Genomic DNA, 21,974 nt, shown 5'->3' on the forward strand with positions numbered 1-21,974 from the left:
AGTATCAAATTGTACCTAGCTAAATCAATTCATCCCCTTATTCAGCAACGCCGAAAATACATAAATTCCAATATCAGCTAATTCACTTTCATCTCTGAGTAAATTAGGCCAGTAAGAGCCATTCTCATGTTTCCAACAATCCTCGCTAGAATTTATACCGTGAATAAATATAATGTTGAGGCCATTTTTCGCTTTTCTTGTCCATTGCCCTTGCATCATATTGATTCAATCCTTATTTAATACTGAAGCACACTTTTATATCAGGCTTACTCAATCTAAAAATCAATTTAATTCTTTTTTTTTGATTCCATACCAAGTACACGACTAGTCCGCCATGCGACAATAGCTGCGATCGCTACCGACACCAGCATACTCACCATGACAATTAATCTCTCAACACCTTTGGCTTCTTCAACGTCTGTTTGTCTCTGACGCTCTTTTGCTTCAGCAGTGCGTAAAATATTAGATAACTTTTCTGAAAGCTGATCTAGCTGCATAGCTGTCTCGCCACGCATAATTTCCAGCAACTTTGCTTTGACTACAGCCGCCTGTTGGGGTGGTATGGGCTGCTGAATTTCAGCGACTACACTATGTATTTGCTTAACGTAAGAGCTTAAATAATAGTCACAGTCTTGTAATAAAGCGGTTAAGTTCTCACCTGTTGCTGCTAAATCTTTGGGATTGCTAGTGATAAACATGGCAATTTTCGCTTCCCCTGTTTCAGCTTGTTTGACATTTCTCAAAAACTCGGATTTTTGTATTGGTAAGCGTTGAGAATCCTCTAAAAATACCACGATGTTAGAGCTATGCAGTTGCGCCCTAACAACCGCATCGTTGTAATCGTTTAATAACTGTCTTTCTTCTTGAGCTTGATTAAATATTCTAGCTTCTCTACCTCGGTAGTAGTTAGCTATGGTTAATCCAGTTAGAAAGCCAAAAAAGCCAAGTCCAATAGTTATAAAGTAGCCATAAGCAATCTTTTGTTCAAGAGTCCAAGATTTAGTAAGAAAATTCTCTTTGATCCATTTATCATTAAATACTTTTTTGTATATCAAGTTACGGACATATAACACATTGTTCTCGGTGCGTATAATACCAGAAAGTTTAAGATGAGACTTAAAAATAGACTGTTCTTCATCATGAATGAAATGTTTACCTCGATAAATATTTTCATAAATTTTAAGCACACTATTTTGATCTGGCGCACGTCTAGTTAACATATCATGTACGAACTGTAAATTATTATCTTGCTTGCTCCTAACACCAAAAAATATAGTTCTAACAATCCTATCTATATCTGCCTCACTAAAGTAAAAGTAAAATGTAGTAGAAGAATCAAAAGAATTATTGTTCTTTTTCCCTTTGTGTTTTTCTATAACAAAATCTTCTTTTAACTCTGCTAATATTGCACTAAATAAGCGCTGTGTTAAATAAGGGTGTCCTCCTGTCCACTTTAGTACCCATTGCAAAACTTGTTGCGCCTCATTTATCGGCAACCCTAATCTATCAGCTAGGGGTAAAGCCTCTTCAAAAGTAAAATCAGTTAAATCAATACGGTGTCCAATATTAAACGGTGTGCGTTTAGGATCGCGAATTAACTCTCTAGGAGTTGCTACTCCCAGCAGTACAAATGAAAGACGCTGAAACTCAGGATTTGTTGCTCTAGCCCCATAAAGATAACGAATTACGATGAAAAAATCATCAGTAAATTCTAAGCTAAGGGTCGAGTCAATTTCATCCACAAAAATTACTACCTGCCCATCTATTTCAGTTAACAAAACTTGCTCAAAAAATAATGTCAGCCGTTGCGAAAACCCAAGATACTGATGTTCTAGCCACCAACTAATTGCATCTGTCTTTAGCGTTAGTTGGTCTTCAATCTTTACTAACAAACCAAAATACCATTGTTCTGCTGTAACTTGTGTTCCAAATTCCTGAAGGTCAATAATAACTGAAGTAATTTCTTCTTGAGTCAATGTTTGAGATGTGCGAACCATCAAACTAGACTTACCCATCTGACGCGGTGTAAGAACATAAGCAAAAGTTGCTGTTCTGCATAAATTCAGCAATTCCTCATCAGCCTGACGGGAAATATAAATTCCACCACCAGCCTGCACAGTTCCGCCGACAGTATAAACGCTTGGGTCAGTCACAAAGGTTCTCCCGAAAATAATCAGCGTACAGTTGGCAACGAGGCATCACCACTCGTCCTTCTCGACGCACAAGACCAGCACCCCGCAGACGAAAGAAAACACGTTCATCCTCACAAGCATTTTGACGAATTACTTGTCGCATTCCTTGTACTAACTCAGTTTTATTGTGCAATCGGAATAGATGATTACGTAAATGATTACCAAATGGGCCATTATCAGCAGTAGCATTAACAAACAGTTCATTACTAGAGAGGCGCTGGCTGGCAACCGTGTATAATGCCAGCCTGACTAAATAAGGATGTCCACTAAGTAATGCTATTAATTGCCGTTCTTCGTTAAAGTTGAGGGGTGAACCATGACGGTGGTTGAGTTCGGCTACCTGTTGGGCTGTAAAATCTTCTAAATCTATTACCACTCCGACATTAAAAGGTGATTGGTTAAGATTATCAATTAACTGGTAAGGTTCAGTGGATGTTACTAGTGCCAAATCTAGTTTTTTCCAAATAGGGGTAGTTGCACGGCTATTGTGCCAGCTTCTAAGCATTCCAAAAAAATCAGACCGAAATTCGCTATCAAAAACACTTTCTACTTCATCCATTGCTAACACTAAAGGCTGTCCAAAATCCTTGAGGAGATACCGTCCTACATAGCGAGTACAACGCTGGCTATTACCTAAAGGCATTTGCCAATAGTCATCTACTTTATCTGCCATTTCTAATTCATCAGTTAACCAGGAGCAGAATTGGCGAAAGAATTTGTCAGCATCATTTAAAGTGGCCTTGTCAAATAATTGAAAATCTAAAAACGCTACTCGCTTACCTGCGTTCACAGCCACATCAGCAGTACGAATTAATAAAGAACTTTTGCCCATCTGCCGAGGGCCTTTAATAGTAATAGTCACACCCTGCCTTCTAATCGCTTCCAAGGCAATAGGGTCTGATGACCTCTCCACGTAAAATTTAGAATCACACTCCATTGTTCCTTCTGGCATTTCCAGCGAAACTGGTTGTGCTGAAGGAAAAGGTCGAGGTAGTAGTGAGAGTTGACTTTGAAGGATTTCAGCTTTTGCTTGCACTGCACCTATACTTAACTGACCACCACAGATAGCCTGACTTAATTCTGTAATCAGGCGTGGTGTATCCTCTTGCCCTTGCCAAAATGCCCAGTTAATATCATTTAAGTAAGCACTCAGAGGATACTGAAACGGCTGCCGATATTCTAAGCGTACTGGTAGAATCGCAGGTTTGCCTCCCTGTAATTGCGCTAAATTATGCGCCATTTTAATTTCTGCCTCTACCATCTCGCTATGAACTGACTGTGCTGACAAGAAGGTGATGAGAAAATCTGCTTGGCGAATCTCTGTTTCAATACGTTCGGCCCAACGTGTACCCACTAACATGATTTGGTCGATAAATACCTGATGCTGCTTTGCTAAAGACTGAAAAACTTGCAGTGCTACTGTTTCATCAGGAATTACATTACGCTTGTAACTGATGAAGATACGTTTAGTTTGCGATCGCTTCTGTTGGTCAAGTGATGGAGTCGAATTGTCTGCTGTAGATTGCTGACTTAGATAAATATTGTAAACATCGCCGCCTATACGCTCTGCCTTCACAGACTCAGCATTAATCAACCCTCCACCAAACTGAGAATTGGCTGCATTGTTATTGGTGATTTGCTTTGGTTCCTGGGAGTCCGGCATGGGTCAGTTTTGGCATACTTAAGCGTTGTTATTGTAAATACTATCACCTTTGTTTTTTAAAATCGGGACGGTATCAGCAGTAGCTCAAAAAAATTTTGGAATTGGTGAGCGCTGACAGCATTGCACCAAATACTCAGCTTACTCCTGATTTCTTAAAGATTGCGCTGCGAGGTAGACTTTAGTCCATTCACCCATAACTTGATGAGTTTTGAGTTCCAACTCCTTAGCTATAACTTCTATGGAGTTGCCGGCTTTCCGCAAATCCAATATTTGCCGTCCAATGGGGGTTAAGTTCTCATAGAGTTCCTGCCATTGATTTTGTGTCAAACCCAAGTTATTCTCTTGCAAGGAAATTGCCAGCCAGTTATCTACGAGTTCTGGTTTACCCTTGAGGGCAAAAACGCGTACTGCATGGTAGCTGATTTTTTCTCGCAGTCGATAGATTTCTTTGATTGGTTTGCCTAATTTCTTGGCGATTTCATCTTGGGTTTTACCTTGCAGGTAAAGTTTGAGCCACTCTACGGCTTCTGTCCCCAGATTTTCTTGTAGGAATTTGGCAAATTCTTGTTGTACTGGCTGCCGCAGTGCTTGCTGTTCTTCTATTTGCTGTGCTTCTTGATATTCAGCGATCGCCTGATTATCTACCAGGTTAATGCGATTGTCGCTATCGTCTGTCAGCACTTCTTCGGAAACTAGCCTCACTAAGTCACTACCAGGGACTTGGGTTAATCCACCACGTTGAGAACGGCGGAGGTAGTTGACAAAACGATAGACTAACAACGGCTGATTGCGGACTGGTCGTAAACAATACTCTTCCACTGTGGCAAATAGCAAAGTATCTTTGAGTCGCTTATCTAAAGCAATTTTTGCGATGTACGCCATTTGCTGTTGGATATAAGTATCATTTTGCAATAGTTCTTGTATTACTTCTTGTAATACGTCAAGCACACCCCTTTGGTTATCGTGGTTTAGAGCAATCGAGGCTTGAAGTTTATTCCGTAATGTGGCTAAACTCCCTAACCGTGTGATCAGGTTACGATATGCACGTTCTCGACCCACACCCAAGTAGCGTTGACTTAAAATTTTCCAGCGATATTCCATCGCTTGCTTGGCAATCTCAAGTTCTTTAGGGTTGAATAGATCCAACCGTTCTGAATCACGACCTAACAACCAGAGAATAATACTTTCTCTAGTCACTGCATTTTGTTCTGGACATTCCGCAACTAACTGCTTACGCCAAGATTCGGCTAGTTTGTTTGCTTCTGGTGCTATAGAAAAGTTGTATTCTCTATATTCACTAACAGCAGTGGATACTTGCGCTGCTGTCATGGTTAATGCTCTAAAACGAGCGTTTGCGATTGCCTGTTCTTGAGATGCTACAATCTGGGCATCGTTGAAATTAAATTGTTTTTTAATGCCTTCTGGCATTATATCATTATTACCAAAAACAGATTGGTTTTGATTACCCTGAATAACACTAACTTGATCATTTGAGAAGCTATCTGCTGTATCGGCAATAATTACTCCTCTTTGCTTCAAGATAAGTCTCTCTTTTTGAGAGAGTCCCAAAGTTGCTGTAGTCAAAATAGCGTGGGACAAGTTAGCAGTGGTTAAATTTTTTACATCCAAAAGATAGGCAGATGTGAAGTTAACATGACTTAAGTTCGCATTTCTTAGGTTAGTATTATACAAATTAGCACCAAAAAGATTTGCATTACTCAAATTAGCATTAGTTAAGTCAGCACCATTTAGATCGGCATGACTCAAATCAGCATTTCTCAAATCTGCACCACACAAGTTGACACTGCTGAGATTGGCATTATCTAAATTAACATGGCTTAGATTACTATTGCTGAGATTTGCATTGCTGAAGTTTGCGTTGCTGAGATTATCTTCGCTAAGGTCTTCATTGCTTAAGTCTGCACCGATATAATCCTCTGCTATACTAAGACCAGCAACCTTGGCTAATTCAGACAGCTTTAATGATGGTTGACTCTCAATCTCAAAGAAAAGCTTACCAAGTTCTTCGGAAGAAAGATGCTGGTTCATATCTGAATAACTACCTTGCTTACATAATTTTCTAATTCAGATTTTAAATACTTCAATAATAGCCCAATTTTAGTTTCCTTCTGTTTTTTATTTGTTCCATCATCTAAATCTATTATTGCTATATTAATTCTGTTGATACTAATTTTAAAATAAGCGTTGATTTCAGAAGCCACATTTAAATCTAATAATTCTAAAATACCTAAAACTTCATTTTTGATATTTCCATATAATATTTCTAGTTGATTTTCACTTTTTGATTCATTCTTTATGCTAAATTGCCAGCTAGGTAAACTTCCTACTGCCATCCCTTCCCAATTATTATTCTCATTTATAAGATTTTCGCGTCTATTTAATGGCATCTTACCATTTTGAAAATCTAAATTTAATTCACCATTCTTGATTCCATATTTGATATCTGTAGTTTTGTTCTTCAATCTTAATAGCGGATTAAAGTTCGGAATATTTATTTCGGGTGCGCCAAATGAAATGCTTAATTTAATGCAAACTTCTTTGGGAAGTGAATGTTCATAAACATCTACTTGAATCAAAACCAATTTTCCCTCAAACTTGTGTTCATCGTGAACTAGTTTTGTTTTAATTGCTTTTACGGGTGAGTGTTCATGTTTATATAATATAGAATCCTCAGTAGATTTCAATTGTTCTTCAATTGCATTTAACCTGTCGTCAAGCTCCTTAAGTCTACATTCTTCTTCCTGAAGTTGATGTTCATATTGAAATTTGCGAGTTGGGTCTGTTTCAATCACCAAGGCCATTCGTATATTTGCAACTTTCCGATTTTGGAGGTTATATGCTTTTTCGAGTGAGTCTCTGAAACAGAGAGATCGCTCTGTTTGGTTCTGTGATTGGACTAAATTACCTGAAGTTGCCGTCTGCTGCTCAAAGTGAATGTTGTAGATGTCATCGCCAATTCGCCCAGCATTCACTGTGTCAGCATTAATCAACCCACCACCAAACTGTGAACCTCGTAGATCATTATTAGAAACTTTTTTAGGGTCTTGGGAGTCCGGCATGGGTCAGCTTGGGAAGTCTTCAGTGTTGTTGTTTTGAATGTTACCACCAATTTGCTGTGCATCAACATTAATCGCATCCACCATGCCACCTGCAAACTGAGAATTTATTATATTGGTGTTAGAAACTTTCCTTGGATTTTCTGCTAGTGCTTTTTGAACTGATTCTTGTTGTTCCACTATGTCAAACAGACGATTAATTTGTGCTTCTTGCCTAACAATTACTGCATCTTTATCTTCAAGTCTTGCTTGGTACTGTGCTTCCAATGCCTTAAGCGCAAAGTCGTATCCTTGCATGAAGTCATTATGAATTTTGGCTTTGTCTGCTTCAGGGTCAACAGCCACTCTGACTACTAAAATGCCATTTCTTTTCTCAATGCTTTGGACATCCAATTGTGCGCCTTGGTTTTCGACTTCTACTTTTTTGAAGGAGTAGGCGAAAGCGTCCCAATCGATACCATTGCGAAAGATTAGGTCTACTGTTTCTAGAGATTTTTGGAACAGTTTAGTAAATTCTCCAGGGGCAAAATTACCACTGCTGGGGCGGCGTTCTTGTTGACCTTGGCGAAGGTAGATATAGTCACAAATTACATCGCTGAAATTAGTGTCATTATTAATGTGCCAATCTTCTATACAAGCTCCTGTCAGGTTAGCTGTGCAAAAATTTGTTCCTAATGCTTGAATTTTCTTAAGATTAGCTCCTCCCAGATCAACAGATGTTAAGTCAAATTCATTTAGGTCAAGTCCACTAAGATTAGAGTAACTGAGATTAGCATGGCTGAAGTTAACCCTGTTGAGTTTAGCTGTGTTCAGATTTAATCTACTAAGATTAGCTCTGCTCAGATTTGTTTCTATCAAAACTGTTCCACTAAAATTAGCTTGATTTAAGTTAACTTCTATCAAAATAGCTTTACTTAGATTTGCCCCGCTAAGATCAGCACTGCTAAGATCAGCACCAGTAAAATCTGTTCCAATTAAGTTAGCTCTGCTTAAGTTACTTTTAACAAGTACAGCCTTACTTAAATTTGCGCCACTAAGGTTAGCCCTACTGAGATTAGCCTGACTCAAGTTTGCTTCACTCAGGTCAACTTTACTCAAATCTGCTTCATTAAGGTTAATTTTGCTCAAATCGGCATTACTTAGTTCGGGAATTATGTGAGGATTTTCTGCTCTCCACTTATTCCAAACTGTTAGTATACCTTGTTTTAGCAAAATTACGTGTTCATCATTAGCCATTTAACAAAATTTTTTTAAGCTACATATACTGAAATTTAATAAAGTAGCCAACAAACTACTCTGCATCCTGCCACCCGTCGATTGATGCCAGCAGTATATTAATCAAAGGATTGTCGATTAGCTCTTTAAAAGCTTCGGTTCCCGCTGCCTTCAACGCACCTATTACCCGTGCTTTCAAAGTTGGGTTACTCTCAATCTCATCAACTGCCTTAGCCACAACCGTCATCTTCTCCGATGTGGTAGTCGTGGGGTATGTTCGGCTCAGTTGGTTGAGAAGCTGCTGAATGTCGGCTGCGGCTTGGGCGAGGTTCTGTTTTTGTTCAGGGTTGTAGTTGGTGATGTTGCCGCCGATTTGTCCTGCGTTTACAGTGTCGGCGTTGACTAGTCCACCACCGAATTGAGCGCCTTGTAAGTTGTTGTTGAATACTTGTTTTGAGCTATCTGGCATTATGGTATCTCCTTGGTTTTGATAAGTCTGAGCATAGAAGCTGGGGCGTTGCAGTGCTGTCACTACCATATTTTGTAAATCAGCAATTCTATTATCCTTTTCGGCAATCAATTGTTGAACTTCCTGTTCTGCCAGAGCTTTTAGCTGATTATACATGGCGAAATACTCTGCACTCAGTTGGGACTTATCTGCGGCGATCGCAGTTTTGGCACGCAGCAAAAACTTGTCCTCACCACGTACTTCCATACCAACAATTTGCAAATCTGCCTCTGGGTGATTTTCGGCTAACTGTTTGAACGAGATGGCGATCGCTCTGGGGTCAACACCTTGACTATGGTACAAGTCGAGTGTATCGAAGATTGGTTTGATAAAATCTCCAAACTCACCATCTGCAAATACCTCTTGTCTATTGTCAGGTTTGCGATGAGGGTCTGGGTTATCTGGAGTAGGCAGGCGCATATACACGTATTCACAGCGCACTCCGTCAAACTTGGTATCAGTGGTAATGTTCCAGTCTTCAATATATGCCCCTGTGAGAGTTGCGCCTGTAAAGTCTGTGCCGTCGAGTTGGGTTTGTACTAACTTGGCTCTGGTCAGGTCTGCATCTTGTAGTTTAGCGTGGCTTAAGTCTGCGCCAATAAAGCTGGCATCTGCTAAGTTAGCTCCTTGTAAGTTGATTCCCTGTAGGTTTTGGCGATCAAGGTTCTTTTGTATTAAATAACCTGTGGTGAGTAAATCACGTATTTTTGAATCAGCTAAATAACTTTCTTCAAGAAGAGAAGTGTGAAGTTTTTGGCTACCCAGCCAGTAACATCCTGTTAAATCAGCTTTCCTAAAATTAGTACTTTTAAGTAAAGACGATTTGAAATTAGCATTTGTTAAAATTGCCCCACGAAAAGATGTAGCCCCTAAAGTTGTAAAATTTAAGCCTAAAGTACGAATCCACTCAAAGATACTGGCTCCTTTAACTGTTTCGCAAGCAATGTAACTGCCTAAAATTGATGAAATTGATGATATTACTAGACATGGTATTAATAAATCTAAATTTATTTTTTGAGTTTTATGTAATAAAAAAGATGTAAGTATAACAATAAATAAACTGACGATCGCATTTATTAACTTAGGTATATTATCAATAGTCACTACAGCTATAACATTCGATAAACTTGAGGCTATTAGACTAACTGTAACTAAAGATAATGCTGCTGTTCCCAAGAAAAAAGAAACTCCTATTTTAGCAATTTCTTCTGAAAAAAATAAGCCTAAAGCTAAAAATGGACTTAAGAACACAAAACCTTGTTTTAATCCTGAGATAAACCCTTTATTGTAAACGTTAATTAAGAATATTATTACATCAATTACAACTATAGTTATAGACAATATACTTAATATTTTATTTTCTGTATTAAAATTATTTTTATAAAGTAGAATTGGAAAATAAATTATTAAAGCTGTAATAGCTGAAGTAATACCAGTAATAATATTGAACAGAATTGAAAATAAATATATAATTATGAGCCAATGAAATTCTAATCCTGCTTCCACAGCAGTAAAATTAGCATTTCTTAGAACAGTATTAGTAAAATCTGCTCCTTGAATCTTAGCATAACTAAAATCTACATCTTCTAAGTTTAAGTTCTTAAAACTTCTACCTCGATAATCTTTTTTCATTTATGTAAAAAAGCAGAATTAGAGTATGAAAACTATTTTTATAACATGAAAAAATTAAATTTAATCTTCATAAACCACAACCCTGTATAAAGTAATATACATAGTTATGTATGGTTAAAATTTAAAGAGATTCAGGTTTATCAATCACAAATTTAAAATTCATATATTTAATTTTTTTATAATACTTATGATCCAACTTAATTCTGACTTTTCACGGTAAGTCCTCAAATCACGAAATAGCGCGACTTTTTCCACAGCTTAATTCTCAATAGCGCTAAGTTAATGAAAATGGCTAACGTAAAAATCAGGGTTTGAGAAAAGCTTAAAATGGCGTTTTCCAGATGCCGTGAAAAGTCAGACTTAATTCAGCTTTGATTACAAATTTCAGAACACTTTTCCTCAGTTTTTCCATTTCCTAAAGATATAATTTTACAAATAATTTCACAAAAACTTGCAATATCCTCTTTATTCCTTTTGAAAGATTCTAAATTAATGCTTGCATCTGTAATTACTTCAAGCTCATCAGGCTCTTTTAAAATTGTATCTAACGTTGTCATTATTTCAGGATCATCACTCCGACTTATTAATTTTAGTAAATTTGCAGCACTTTTTCTTGCAGACATAATTAATTTAATATGTTCTATTACATGTTCTTTCTCTTCTAAAGAAAGGATTTCCCAATTAGGTATTATAATTTTTTGTGGCATATTAATTAAATAAAAAATCACTTTTATAAAGTTACTAAGATGCTACTATATACTTTTAAAGATTTTAAAGCAATATATCTCTAATTAAAGGAAAATAATTTCTTAAATTATCTTCCTCTAACTACTCTTTCCTTGCCCATTCAACAATTTGCTTAAGCCGATTTTCATCGTTCTTTTGTGAACGCAGAGTTGAGTAGGTGCAGAACAGAATACCTTGAACCTATCCCACTAATAAAATTCTGTTAATCCAGATATGAATGGTGGCTAGAGAAAGAAAAGCATTGAAGCAGGCAGGATTTCGCTCCCATCGCACAACAAGACGGCGATATTTTCTTTGATACCAAGCGAAACAAAGTTTTTGCTGAAAGCGCGGAACAGAAACTTTAATTGGTCTACCCCGGCTTACAGTAAAACGGTACTGGGCGAATGTGCCGGGTGCGATCACTTATCTCAAAGAAGCACTGCGGACTTGGAAGGGTATCAAGTCACCGGAAGCAGTGTTTGTTGGGGCTTGTAAGGAGGGGAGGAAAGCAGAGGCGCAGCAGGCTGAGTCTGCTGTGAAAGATTGGTTTGAGTGGGCTAGGAAGCAAAGGATTGTGATTGCGATGTCGGGTGAGGTCGTGTACACTGCGGATGGTGAAGCGATGGCGTTGTGAGAGACAATAACTATACTACAAAACGCCCTACCTCTTCATGCTCTTATTTTGGCAACGGTATTGGTATTGATCAAGCAAAATTCACAGACGAACTGTGAGTAAATCTACACAGGAGTTGCTTGCTTGAGAATTAATATTACTATCTGTGCGATCCGTGAAGCGCACCATTACTTGTGTCAGTTGCGTAAGTCCTGATTAATTAAGAGAACTAATCTTTTGTTATTGAGGACTTACACAAAAAACCTCTTAGACTCCTATTGTTTTATGACCTCTGCGCCTAGAGTGGTTAGATTTTCCGTAGCCTGTGTGTAAATCCTGATTGTCTTATCAAATTCGTCCTTTTTTTCTTTCCGCAATTTCTCTAATGAAGGGTCTTTTTTCGCCCAGTCTTTAAGAGAATTACCTATGCTAAATTCAAGTGCATACTTTAGGTGTCCTAAAGCTTTTTCATAATCCCCCAAGGACGTGTAAAAACAGGCTAGATTGTACCTAGCCCTATATGAAAGTTTTAATTTAATCTTTTCATCCTCTATTAAATTGATTCTTTTTTTTGCTTCTGCTTTAACAGAAGCTTCTGCTAAACCGTTTTCTAAATCTTGATTTATATGTAGAGATTTTCGGTATAGAATCTCTTCATTCATTATAAATATCAATGGGTATATCAATTTTAAGACTTGCTGAACTTTATCTTCATTTTTATTTATTGTAAGTAATTTCTGCCACCTATCCATATCCATTGATTCTTTTGAATCACTTTGCTGAGATTTTTGTACACAACATTGTGACTCCACTTGTAGATTAAGAGCTTTATTAATCTCTTTTTCTAAATTTTTAGAAATCCACTCTAATTTCTCATCATCCTTTTTATCATCTATGTATAAGTAAATAGCAGCCAATTGATAATTTGCTTTATACCATACAATATCTTTAATGTAAGAGTCAGAGTTACATTTTGGAACTTTTGAGCTTTTTATAGCTCTATTTAACATTTCTATTACCCCTTCATAATTAGGCTTTTCTGTTTTTACTTCTTCTTTTAGATTGAGAATTGCTAAATTAAGTAAGGCGAATTGATTACTTGAGTCTCGCTCTGGTTGCAGTGCATTTATAAACATTTGGCGCGCCTTTTTATTTTTTTCATTATCTTCTGATGAAAGCCAGTACACACCAAATCGAAAGTAAGCATAGCTTTCCCAGTCTTTAACCGCTAACCAATCTCTAATTTTTAAACAAGGATAAAAATTATCTAACTGGAAAAGCGTCCAAATTGCTGCTGGTTCAGCAAGAATATAGTAAGGTGTAGCATTATTTTTAGTTGGTTCTACCTTTTTTGCCAGAACAAGGTCGTAGCTCTTCTGCCAGATTGTCGAGTAAGCTACTATTTTTCCAGTTTGACTTTTCAGCACTAGCGTCAGACCAACACCACTTTCTCCTGCTGCCAATAGATGTCCTGACAAGGTAAGTACTCTTTGAGGAAAAGCCAACTTAATTACCTGAGTAATTAACTTAAAGAGTTCTCCCCCTTGCTTAAAATCAATAGGAAGGTTAACTCCTTCAGCAGGCCCGCCTACAAAATCCATTCGTACACGACTGCCAAATGTATCAGTGTTTTTGAGAGACTCTTCTACCATCGCTGCGAGTCCTTTACCGATTTTAAGTTCTGTTACTCCATCATCAAAAGACTGTATATCAAGGCGAAGCCTCGGTAATGACTTTATCTGTCGGTACAACACCCATAGAGCTAATAAGATAACCAATATGGGGATTAATGCCTCTGCCGTTTCAGTTATACTTGGCACAATCAACTGGTTCCAAAGCCGTACCCATTGCCAATCAAAGGAATGCTTCAAAAGACATTTCAAATCTTCTGGGACTTTTAGGTTAGGTTTTTGCTTGATGATTTTCTTTAACTCCTCTCCTGCTTCTTTATATAAACCGACATAAGCAAGTTCTCGAACTGCGCTGAATTCATCTACAACGATTGGATTTTCTGAAGCCTTTAGACACTCCTTTGGAGCTTTTCGCACTTTACTAGCAATTGGATCTGGCTTCATAGCTTCAACATACTCATTATGGGAATCCTTCAGTTGTTCGGACTCCTCATATGCCCGATCTCGCGTAATTACTAGTGTTGTTTTTTCCTGGGCATTGATAATTTCTTTAATCCCATCCTTTGCACATATTAAGTTAGAGTCTTTTTGAAATAATGCACCATATATAGGTTGGGTATCACCATAAAATTTCTTACTAAACAGGATTTTATCTGTCTCACATGGTGGTTGTGCTACTGTCTTGCTACTAGTTAACAACAATATTCCAACCATAACCATAAAAGTTGTTTTAAATAAGTGCCATCGTTTCATACTTAATTCCTTTCTGGTCTACAAACCAGATATAACAGCGTTATTACCAGTTTCTTACTAGCTGTACAATGACAAATTAAACGGTGTTGAGACAAATTCGTGTCATTAAGATAAGCTCTACTCACTTTCAGTTTGCAAGTATTAGTTCAGTTTGAGTATAAAGACTAATGAATTTCAATTATGTATCTACAGAGATTCCTGTATAACAATTTCTTTTCTGTAGACATACAAAATGTGCAATTTTAACACTAAAACAAATGTCTGCTAAAAAATTAATAAAAGATTTTTTGGCAAACTTTTAATAGTGTTTAATTTAAGTTACGACAGCACAAAACAGCAACTAAATAGATATTAGCAGTAACAGTAGATTTACGGGTGTATATTTGCTTAGAGAAATGTAAAAACTTTATAAAGAATTAGTAAGTTTATATGCTAAGACTTAACGGGTTAATAAGCAGTTATGTTACGTAGAAGCATGGTTGAAGCTTTATTACAAGCGAATGGGAGGAGAAAAATAAATGATGATTGCCTACCATCCTTGCAGAATATGATTACACCCAGCCACAAGATAAATCAGTACAGCCAAGCCAGCAGGAGGTTCAGGAGGTATTGCAGCAGTTGAGGGAGATTCCTTGTACTCCGCAGTTTCGCCTCAACGCAGAGATTCAGCGCACAGTCAAGCGGTATTGGGAGAATGTACCAGGGGCGATCGCATATTTGAAGGAGGCAGTGCGGACTTGGAAAGGGATTAAGTCGCCGGAGGCTGTGTTTGTGGTGGCTTGTAAGAAGGGACGGAAACCAGAATCCGCACAGGCTAAATCTGAGGTAACGGCTTGGTTTGAGTGGGCGAGGCGGCAGAGGATTGTGATTGCGATGTCGGGTGAGAGCGTGTACACGCCGGATGGGGAGGCGGTGGCACTAGCGGAAATGATGCGGCGGTTTCCGGTGGGGGAGTAAGGAACAAATCGCTCAAAAAATATGAGTCAGAATAGCTTTTCTAAAACCCATACTTTTAAGTAGTGTTTCAAGACTCCCAGACGAAATTGGCATCATCAAAATAGTATCGCCCCTGGGCTTGAAATATGCGTTCAAAGAGTTCCGCAATGCTCTTAGCAATAAGTATGGGATTTTGAAGCTGATTATGATCTAAAGTCTGCTTGCCCAAAAAAATCAAACATTCGCTCTTGCGAAAGTTAAAGACATAAGCAATACAGCGTCCATCTTCGAGATCAATTAGGTGGGTTGCATCATAGTACAAAGAATTTGGCTCAGGGATTTCGTAGGTTTTACCAGAATTAAACTTTGGAATTTGCCAAGAATGACCACTATTAGCATAAAGTATGGCTCCATCAAATCGTTCCAGGATTTGAATGTGTTCCTTGGGAACTGCATCAGAAAAGTTTTGATAAAATTCCGACCAATTAATAGGCGCTTGTGTGATGTGCTGCTGTTGAATTTTGTCGAGTAACTGTGCAAAGTTATTATTACGTTCACGCACAACCCACCCAATTTCGGGTTGTAAAGTTTGCTGCAAGGAATCTTGATGAACGCCAATGAAACCAGCAAGTAGTTCTAGAGAATGTTCTTGTCCATCTGGTGTGATGAGTTGGAATGGAGTTTGAGAGAGTCCCAAAGGCAAGCATTTAGGAGAAATACCATGAGCAATTTGTTTGAAAGATAATGGTTCAGATAATGACGCGTTCGGAAGTTCGCAGCGATCAATTTCCAGAACCGGATTCTTCACCGAAGGAGCTTTAGTTACTGAATGCGTAATATAAGGGAACAAATCTGTCAACCAGCCAGTAATTAGTTCAACACCATAAACGGGTTCAGGTTTGTAGATACACCGCCAAAACTCTAGTGATGGTCTGCCTGAAGCTGTTTCCACAAATTCTCGACAAATTGGCGTTAAACGAGCAGTCCACCAGTCTAAATCATACTCAGCTATGACTTGAATGCGATCGCTGATACTTTGCCAATCTTCTACAGTACCTAACAGCGTAATCTCAGGAATGCCACACACGCAGTACATTACATAGTCAAAATATTTTTGGAAGGCATTCATCATTACGACATGACTAGCTGTGTGGGTAATGGGTGTTGTAGTACTGAAGTTACACTCTAGCAATCGATATAGGTCAGATTCTACATGGTCGCGGATATGCAATGTCCATTCTTGAATCGCCTCACTCCAGTGTTGGGGTTGGCTGGGAATTTCTAGTCTTTGAATTACCAGTTGTTGTTTCCCTTGGTGACGAACGAAACGCGATCGCAATGTTTCTGCATGATTGTTGATATGTTGAGCAAATCCTTGTGATAATGTTATCCAAATAATGTCAGGTGTCAACAATAACGGGCGGTGTTCACTAAAAGCAGTGTGAACAGCAAGCGCCAGCGAATGAATACCTTGGTCTGGAATTACCTCAAATGTGTCATTGTGGCTAAATGCCAGCAGTTGTTTCTCTGATTGCTTCTCTAACTGAAATTTCGCATTTTTTACAGGTAATGGCTCCTGTGCGCTTTTGACATCATCTACACAAAAGCGAATCTTACCCACAGTTTGTTCCAGGATAGGTGCAAGTACTGACATGAGATAGTTTTGGCTAGATTTTAGTGTTACTTAGTATTTTCTAAATATAAAAAAGTAATTATGCGATTTTTGAGAAAATGTAATATAAATGTAATATGATTTTGAGAAGTTAAGATGTTGAACCTGGAAAGCGCTCTCAACTACATTTAACAGCAGGACAACAGCAATGCTTGACTTAACCTTAATCCAGACGATTGCTCAATCCTATTCTCCTCAAGAACTTTTTGCTGCTTTGGTTTGGCAGCGTCGATTCAATCAGTTTAACGGCGAAAAAGTAATTACTGACCTTTCACAGCATCCAAATTTATGGTCAAGCTTTCTGTTTACAAAACCAATCTTTGCACCAGATGAAAACGGTCTGAGCTTTGGTGGTGTCATTGATACACTTTTGGCAATGGCCAACTATCGTCCCATGCCTGAAACTAGCATTATCCATTTTGTGGCTTATCCTGCCGATACGCTCTACATCCTGAGCGAAAACCAAGATACAAAAGTATCTCAGCTTTTAGATTTAGGGAAAAAGTGGCGCGCTGATTCAGTAGAAGTAACTGATGGCACGAATGAGGAGTATAGTTTTCGGCTGAAGCGTCAATTGAGAACTCGATTAGAAAGTAATGATGTTCAACACCCTCGTGATGCAGTCGTTGTTTGTTATTGGTGGGATTGAAGTGGTACACAGCTAAGGCAACCGTGTCGTAGTTATTCTGCTAGTGGTGCATATTATCGTATGCAATCATCTAAAACCTCCAGGAGACTCCCACTGTACCTGTACTCAGGTCAGTGGTGAGAGGAATGGAGGGGGAATTAGGAAACATCTCGTGATTGATTTTGTAAGTCAGCACAAACAAATCAGGAGATAGTTGAGTAATTCCCAATTTCTGGGATTTAAAGCACATACGAATAACCATCTTTTGCGTGAATGAGTTTACAAAACTTGTGTGATATCCCTTGAACTAATCCATTCTTAGTAGAAATATTGAAACTACCTGATGAGCGGATAGCTACCTTACCAACATAAGTGCCAATCTTTTTGCCAGCAGTAACAACTGCTTTTACAATGTCACCAGTTTGAAAATTAAAGTGTATTTTTTCTTTAGGCACATGACGACTAGGGAAGCCGAATTTATCTGTACGGCAAGATTGTCTGGAACCATGTCCGTTAGCTGTAATCAGCAATGGCTTAACTCCTTTAATGTTAAGAACTGGCGTTGATTTTCCAACACAAGCAGCATCAAGCCAATGAGTCTTTTCTAATTTCTGTTGACTGCGATTGAATTTGGTTAAACCTCCTGAACCTATTTCTACTGGTAAACCTGTAGATTTCAATACTTCAAATAAAGCAAATCTAGTTGTGTTGACTGCTGCGGCATCAGCTAAAGGTCTTTTAGTGTGCTTCAAGATTTTCTCTAACCGCAATGGGTCTTTTTTGAGAAAATCCTTGATGTCTTTGGTTCCCTTCCTTGTATTGCATTTTTCACAACTCAAAGCAAGATTTGTAATTGAATTTGAACCTCCTTGAGCTTTTGGGTGAATGTGTTCTATTTGAAGTGGAACGTCTTTTACTCCACAATATACACATTGTCTATTCCACTTTTCTAATAGGTATTCTCTGGTTTCGTAACCCGCTAGAGTTCCTTGTTGGTACTCTTTACCTTTGACATCTGGATTACGCATTAACTGCATATCAAAGCGGACTAATTCTTGGCTAATAGCCTCAATTGGCGCAATTTTTCGTAGTCTGCTAACCCAAGTTTTAATATTCTCAACTCGACTTTGTAAGCTTGGTGCTAACCATCCTTGAGGACGGGTTCTATTTAAAAAACGTGGCTTTCTGTACCGTGTTTTCCGATTCCTTCTGCTACGTCTTAACTGTCTTCTAGAAGTTAAAGCATCTCTAATTGCAAAACCTCTATGCTTTAACTCAGCAGCAAAAATAACCTCTCCATTAGTATCGTTAACTAGTGCGATTCCTGTTGTTTTTGCGCCTGGGTCAATCTTTAATCGCAGTGGTTGAACTATTGAATCTGGTTGTGATTTCTTGAGAATAATTGTGAATGGAAATTGACGGTAAACTGCTGCTTTTTTGTTTCGTAATAACTGCCTCGCTTGCGCTGAATGAATTGGATTTAATGGTCGCTTTTCTGTGTCTAAAACAAATACTTTGCACATTATGTGCCTCCAATTTCTTGGGTAATGTTAGCCTGGACAATGATTTAAAGGCTTTTTACGCTAACAGCACTGGATTAACCCAATAAGCCTGTTTAACTGTTAACCTCAGAAGCCACTGCGTTGCTTTGGTTTCCAAAGTTTTAGCAAGTGGCGTAGCTACAAACTGGCTGCGTATTTGTAGGTGAGATGACCTAAAAATCGTAGTGATTTAACACTTAGTCGGGTAAACTCTGGGCTTAAAAGCCCCCACTGTAAAGGTACTCCGTTCAGTGGTGGGTAGTTTACTGACCCAGACAAACTTTCAGTTACAGTTTATCGTCCTAATCAAGAACCACTCGTTTTAAAAGATAACAATAAACTAACAATACCTGAGTTACTTCCTGGTTAGGAATTAGCTCTAGCAGAACTTTGGCCACCTGAGTTTGAGTGAATAAAACCGCACTTGTTTATATCGTTTCTGTACGGTTCAGTATTGAATTGAAAACTGTTTTTGGTACGCGCAGGTTGCTATTTTCGGCGTAGAATTTGTATAGTTCATGGAATGACTCATTTGGGTCATGTGAAAGCGCAGCAAGCTTGTCAAAAAACTCCAGATGCTCATTATCAATCTGCTCATCCAGTTGAGGCTGTATACCCCAGATATCCCAAGGTAGCATCTCCATCTTGTTGAGTGCCGCAATATCGCGCACTAAGTTTCCTGCAACGAACCATAGCCCGTGTAAGTTAGCGAAAGAGATACCAAACTTTGATGCGTCGGCTTCGCCTGTCCGGCATTTATTCCAAGCATCCCCCGCGACAAGGAAACAATTTCGTGGTACGTCAAGTATGTCAAAGTTGAGCTTTAGCTTCTCGCGCCAAACCTCATCGAGTTGAGCATCAATGAGAATCCAGCGTTTTTGGGTGGTATTCCAATATTCACAGACCCAGTGATCCTCGAAGTAGCCAGGATTGAAGTAGGTAGCAAATCCACAACGCAATCGAGCAGAAAGGCCCAAAGCTTGTAACATCGACAGTAGAAGCAGTGCGAAGTTGCGGCATCGGCAAATTAACCGTTTTTCGACTGGTCGGGCAACAGTGAGAGGCCGAGCATCAACTGCAAGCAGACACCCCAACATCTTCTCTAGGGAGCGAATATGAATTTCATTCTGGCGTTCCTTGGGGATAGTGAAATTGTAGAATTCGGGTGCGACAACATCATAAACCCCAAGCCCTTGTACGATACGGACAAGACTTTCAACATCGTTTGGCAGCGTGTTGAGCATGAATGCGAATTCACCAGCAAATGTCATTACGCCCTGACGTGAGTAAAAATCGAGTATTCGTTGCTGGAGTATCATGTATTTCTCTCCTGCGTTCACTCAGATGTTTTAACTAATTTAAGTCGGAATTGGGTTTGAGAATCTAGCGGTATTTATGCAACCTTCGGTAGCTACTGATTTTGGAAATTTGCGAGTTTGATTACCCCAGCAAATATTGCACATGGCTTAATCGGCGACAAGATAGCTAAACAGCTTGTTTCATAACTGCGCGTTCGCTTATTTTTAAACCTGTTTCTCCGGGGCAAGTTGTCACTGTTTGCAAAAACTAGAATTGCCAAAGGCTGAAACAAATTCTTGTGTATCAGATGTTAAATTGATTGTGAGCCATACTTATTCAGGCTGATAACAGACTGCTTCAATATTATGTCCGTCTGGATCAAGAACGAAAGCAGCATAATAGTTAGGATGATAGTGAGGACGAAAACCGGGCGCACCATTATCTCGTCCACCAGCCGCTAAAGCTGCATTGTAGAATGCTTTAACAGCAGTATGGTTATGAACTCTAAACGCTACGTGAACAGGTATAGAACCCGGATGTCCTCTAGTAATCCAAAATTCAGCTTCTGGTGGTTGACCAAAGCCAGCAATATCAGTAGCTCCAGTCATAGAGGCTGAATACTCTGCAATCAGTGAGAGTCCAACTGGTTCTAGTGCAGCAGCATAAAAGGACTTGCTGCGCTCAAAATTACTCACAATCACACCAGTGTGATCAATCATAATTGACATTGACTACTCTATATCCAATTCTAGCTGCACTGTTTCCTTTACGGACGATTCTGTTTTTCTGGTGCTTCGAGTTCTTGTTTTGACTTTGACCTACACCCCAAATCTTAACAGTGCCATCTTGCCCAGTACTAGCAAACGTTTTGCCATCAGGATGGAAGGCAACAGACCAAACTTGTTCTTTGTGTGCTGTAAAAGTGCTGATTTGTTTACCAGTAGTAGCATTCCACAATTTGACAGTGCCATCTTGGCTACCACTAGCCAGTAGTGTTCCATCTGGGCTAAAGGCAACAGTTCTGACTTGACCTTGATGACCAGTTAAAGTGTGAATGAGTTTACTATCATTAATATTCCACAGCTTAATCGCATTGTCCCGAATGCCAGTAGCTAGGGTGTTTCCATCTGAGCTAATAGCGACAGCATTAATTGATGATTTCGCATCGAAACTGCCTGTTCGTTTACCAGTTTTCACATTCCAAGACTGGAGCAGAGAACCAGAACCACTTGTAGTAAATAATGTTTGACCATCCGGGCTAAAAGTGGCTGGTTGAGTCTTGAAGTTCTCAAAGCCTCTTTGATAAGTGTCAGGGTCATCCTTTATGCGGATGATTTCTCCAGTACGCCAATTCCACAACCTGATGATAGAGCCGAGATCGAGATTACTAACCAGAGTTTGTCCATCGGGGCTAAAGACAACACCAATCACTGGTTCTGAGTGCTTGAGTGTACGGATGAGTTTCCCTGTTGGAACATCCCACAAATTCAGGCTGCCGTCCTGAGAACCACTAGCGAGAATCTGACCATCCGGGCTAAAGCTGACAGTCCAAGCTTGTCCTGATAAAGTACGAAACAGTTTACCAGTGTTAGGATTCCAAAGCTTGACGCTTTTAGCATCAGCACTAGCAAGAATTATTCCCACAGGGCTTGGAGAATACGCAACTGAATAACCTGAATCAGACTGTGTTGATAAAGTACGGACTAAGTGGCTATCTTTTGGCGACTGAGCAATTATATGCTGAATGTTGGGAGGTTCTGCAACGCAACCGCAAACAGCAATAGTTATGACTGTCGGGGTTATCAGGTAAGTCCACAAAATACGGTTAAGAGTCATTGTCGAGAATGCCTTCAGCTTGATATTTGACTCGACTGATTAAACTACA

At 38.9% G+C, this 21,974-nt stretch carries 18 protein-coding genes and 1 pseudogene; 3 read left to right on the top strand and 16 right to left on the bottom strand.

Annotated features, from left to right (window positions below):
* Nucleotides 1-24: 24 nt before the first annotated feature.
* The 10 genes and pseudogenes from ACM5QX_RS20725 to ACM5QX_RS20770 form a co-directional block, all read right to left on the bottom strand.
* Entirely contained in the window at nt 25-219 is a 195-nt protein-coding gene (locus ACM5QX_RS20725; protein ID WP_414755231.1) for a hypothetical protein, read from the bottom strand.
* 68 nt (nt 220-287) lie between these two features.
* Entirely contained in the window at nt 288-2,153 is a 1,866-nt protein-coding gene (locus ACM5QX_RS20730; protein ID WP_414755232.1) for an AAA-like domain-containing protein, read from the bottom strand.
* On the bottom strand, nt 2,146-3,855 hold the full coding sequence (locus ACM5QX_RS20735; protein WP_414755233.1) for an AAA-like domain-containing protein: 1,710 nt from the start codon (nt 3,853-3,855) through the stop codon (nt 2,146-2,148). Before ACM5QX_RS20735 ends, ACM5QX_RS20730 begins: the two co-directional genes overlap by 8 nt.
* Nucleotides 3,856-3,993: 138 nt before the next feature.
* Nucleotides 3,994-5,184 carry a HetZ-related protein 2 gene (locus ACM5QX_RS20740; protein ID WP_414755296.1) on the bottom strand — a complete coding sequence of 397 codons (1,191 nt, stop codon included), beginning with the start codon at nt 5,182-5,184 and terminating at the stop codon, nt 3,994-3,996.
* Between the two features lie 309 nt (nt 5,185-5,493).
* Nucleotides 5,494-5,904: pseudogene (locus ACM5QX_RS20745) on the bottom strand (pentapeptide repeat-containing protein); the annotation flags it as partial.
* On the bottom strand, nt 5,901-6,935 hold the full coding sequence (locus tag ACM5QX_RS20750; protein ID WP_414755234.1) for a hypothetical protein: 1,035 nt from the start codon (nt 6,933-6,935) through the stop codon (nt 5,901-5,903). The pseudogene ACM5QX_RS20745 and the gene ACM5QX_RS20750, both read right to left, overlap by 4 nt.
* Nucleotides 6,936-6,938: 3 nt before the next feature.
* Nucleotides 6,939-8,168, bottom strand: a complete 1,230-nt coding sequence (locus tag ACM5QX_RS20755; protein WP_414755235.1) for a pentapeptide repeat-containing protein — start codon at nt 8,166-8,168, stop codon at nt 6,939-6,941.
* Nucleotides 8,169-8,223: 55 nt separating this feature from the next.
* On the bottom strand, nt 8,224-10,287 hold the full coding sequence (locus ACM5QX_RS20760; protein ID WP_414755236.1) for a pentapeptide repeat-containing protein: 2,064 nt from the start codon (nt 10,285-10,287) through the stop codon (nt 8,224-8,226).
* A gap of 365 nt (nt 10,288-10,652) precedes the next feature.
* A complete protein-coding gene (locus tag ACM5QX_RS20765; protein WP_414755237.1) occupies nt 10,653-10,994 on the bottom strand; it encodes a hypothetical protein in 342 nt (113 codons plus the stop codon).
* A gap of 121 nt (nt 10,995-11,115) precedes the next feature.
* The gene (locus ACM5QX_RS20770) at nt 11,116-11,205 is read right to left on the bottom strand and encodes a strawberry notch-like NTP hydrolase domain-containing protein (protein WP_414755297.1); all 90 of its coding nucleotides are present in this window, start codon (nt 11,203-11,205) and stop codon (nt 11,116-11,118) included.
* A gap of 217 nt (nt 11,206-11,422) precedes the next feature.
* Here ACM5QX_RS20770 and ACM5QX_RS20775 point away from each other — a divergent pair, with 217 nt between their 5' ends.
* The gene (locus ACM5QX_RS20775) at nt 11,423-11,650 is read left to right on the top strand and encodes a hypothetical protein (protein WP_414755238.1); all 228 of its coding nucleotides are present in this window, start codon (nt 11,423-11,425) and stop codon (nt 11,648-11,650) included.
* 254 nt (nt 11,651-11,904) lie between these two features.
* On the opposite strand, the gene ACM5QX_RS20780 is transcribed toward ACM5QX_RS20775, so the two are convergent.
* Nucleotides 11,905-14,013 carry a TPR end-of-group domain-containing protein gene (locus ACM5QX_RS20780; RefSeq protein ID WP_414755239.1) on the bottom strand — a complete coding sequence of 703 codons (2,109 nt, stop codon included), beginning with the start codon at nt 14,011-14,013 and terminating at the stop codon, nt 11,905-11,907.
* 525 nt (nt 14,014-14,538) lie between these two features.
* Here ACM5QX_RS20780 and ACM5QX_RS20785 point away from each other — a divergent pair.
* Complete coding sequence (locus tag ACM5QX_RS20785) at nt 14,539-14,970, top strand: hypothetical protein (protein ID WP_414755240.1); 432 nt, start codon at nt 14,539-14,541, stop codon at nt 14,968-14,970.
* A gap of 67 nt (nt 14,971-15,037) precedes the next feature.
* Here ACM5QX_RS20785 and ACM5QX_RS20790 read toward each other — a convergent pair whose 3' ends face one another.
* A complete protein-coding gene (locus tag ACM5QX_RS20790; protein ID WP_414755241.1) occupies nt 15,038-16,603 on the bottom strand; it encodes a DUF4419 domain-containing protein in 1,566 nt (521 codons plus the stop codon).
* 166 nt (nt 16,604-16,769) lie between these two features.
* Here ACM5QX_RS20790 and ACM5QX_RS20795 point away from each other — a divergent pair, with 166 nt between their 5' ends.
* Nucleotides 16,770-17,270, top strand: a complete 501-nt coding sequence (locus tag ACM5QX_RS20795; protein ID WP_414755242.1) for a hypothetical protein — start codon at nt 16,770-16,772, stop codon at nt 17,268-17,270.
* Between the two features lie 218 nt (nt 17,271-17,488).
* On the opposite strand, the gene iscB is transcribed toward ACM5QX_RS20795, so the two are convergent.
* From iscB to ACM5QX_RS20815, 4 genes are all read right to left on the bottom strand, one after another.
* Nucleotides 17,489-18,772 (bottom strand): RNA-guided endonuclease IscB, encoded by a 1,284-nt coding sequence (gene iscB, locus ACM5QX_RS20800; protein WP_414755244.1) that lies wholly within the window; start codon nt 18,770-18,772, stop codon nt 17,489-17,491.
* 446 nt (nt 18,773-19,218) lie between these two features.
* Complete coding sequence (locus ACM5QX_RS20805) at nt 19,219-20,109, bottom strand: hypothetical protein (RefSeq protein WP_414755245.1); 891 nt, start codon at nt 20,107-20,109, stop codon at nt 19,219-19,221.
* A 312-nt stretch (nt 20,110-20,421) separates the two neighbouring features.
* Complete coding sequence (locus ACM5QX_RS20810; RefSeq protein WP_414755246.1) at nt 20,422-20,817, bottom strand: VOC family protein; 396 nt, start codon at nt 20,815-20,817, stop codon at nt 20,422-20,424.
* Nucleotides 20,801-21,925, bottom strand: a complete 1,125-nt coding sequence (locus tag ACM5QX_RS20815) for a WD40 repeat domain-containing protein (RefSeq protein ID WP_414755247.1) — start codon at nt 21,923-21,925, stop codon at nt 20,801-20,803. The genes ACM5QX_RS20810 and ACM5QX_RS20815 overlap by 17 nt, the downstream gene beginning before the upstream one ends.
* Nucleotides 21,926-21,974: the final 49 nt, after the last annotated feature.

The organism is Anabaena sp. CCY 9910, from assembly GCF_963920875.1.
Taxonomy (GTDB): Bacteria; Cyanobacteriota; Cyanobacteriia; order Cyanobacteriales; family Nostocaceae; genus Trichormus; species Trichormus variabilis.

Coding starts and splice junctions, on each gene's coding strand:
- ACM5QX_RS20725 (WP_414755231.1), bottom strand. CDS start 219: ATGATGCAAGGGCAATGGACAAGAAAAGCGAAAAATGGCCTCAACATT.
- ACM5QX_RS20735 (WP_414755233.1), bottom strand. CDS start 3,855: ATGCCGGACTCCCAGGAACCAAAGCAAATCACCAATAACAATGCAGCC.
- ACM5QX_RS20740 (WP_414755296.1), bottom strand. CDS start 5,184: ATGACAGCAGCGCAAGTATCCACTGCTGTTAGTGAATATAGAGAATAC.
- ACM5QX_RS20750 (WP_414755234.1), bottom strand. CDS start 6,935: ATGCCGGACTCCCAAGACCCTAAAAAAGTTTCTAATAATGATCTACGA.
- ACM5QX_RS20755 (WP_414755235.1), bottom strand. CDS start 8,168: ATGGCTAATGATGAACACGTAATTTTGCTAAAACAAGGTATACTAACA.
- ACM5QX_RS20760 (WP_414755236.1), bottom strand. CDS start 10,287: ATGAAAAAAGATTATCGAGGTAGAAGTTTTAAGAACTTAAACTTAGAA.
- ACM5QX_RS20765 (WP_414755237.1), bottom strand. CDS start 10,994: ATGCCACAAAAAATTATAATACCTAATTGGGAAATCCTTTCTTTAGAA.
- ACM5QX_RS20780 (WP_414755239.1), bottom strand. CDS start 14,013: ATGAAACGATGGCACTTATTTAAAACAACTTTTATGGTTATGGTTGGA.
- ACM5QX_RS20790 (WP_414755241.1), bottom strand. CDS start 16,603: ATGTCAGTACTTGCACCTATCCTGGAACAAACTGTGGGTAAGATTCGC.
- ACM5QX_RS20795 (WP_414755242.1), top strand. CDS start 16,770: ATGCTTGACTTAACCTTAATCCAGACGATTGCTCAATCCTATTCTCCT.
- iscB (WP_414755244.1), bottom strand. CDS start 18,772: ATGTGCAAAGTATTTGTTTTAGACACAGAAAAGCGACCATTAAATCCA.
- ACM5QX_RS20805 (WP_414755245.1), bottom strand. CDS start 20,109: ATGATACTCCAGCAACGAATACTCGATTTTTACTCACGTCAGGGCGTA.
- ACM5QX_RS20810 (WP_414755246.1), bottom strand. CDS start 20,817: ATGTCAATTATGATTGATCACACTGGTGTGATTGTGAGTAATTTTGAG.
- ACM5QX_RS20815 (WP_414755247.1), bottom strand. CDS start 21,925: ATGACTCTTAACCGTATTTTGTGGACTTACCTGATAACCCCGACAGTC.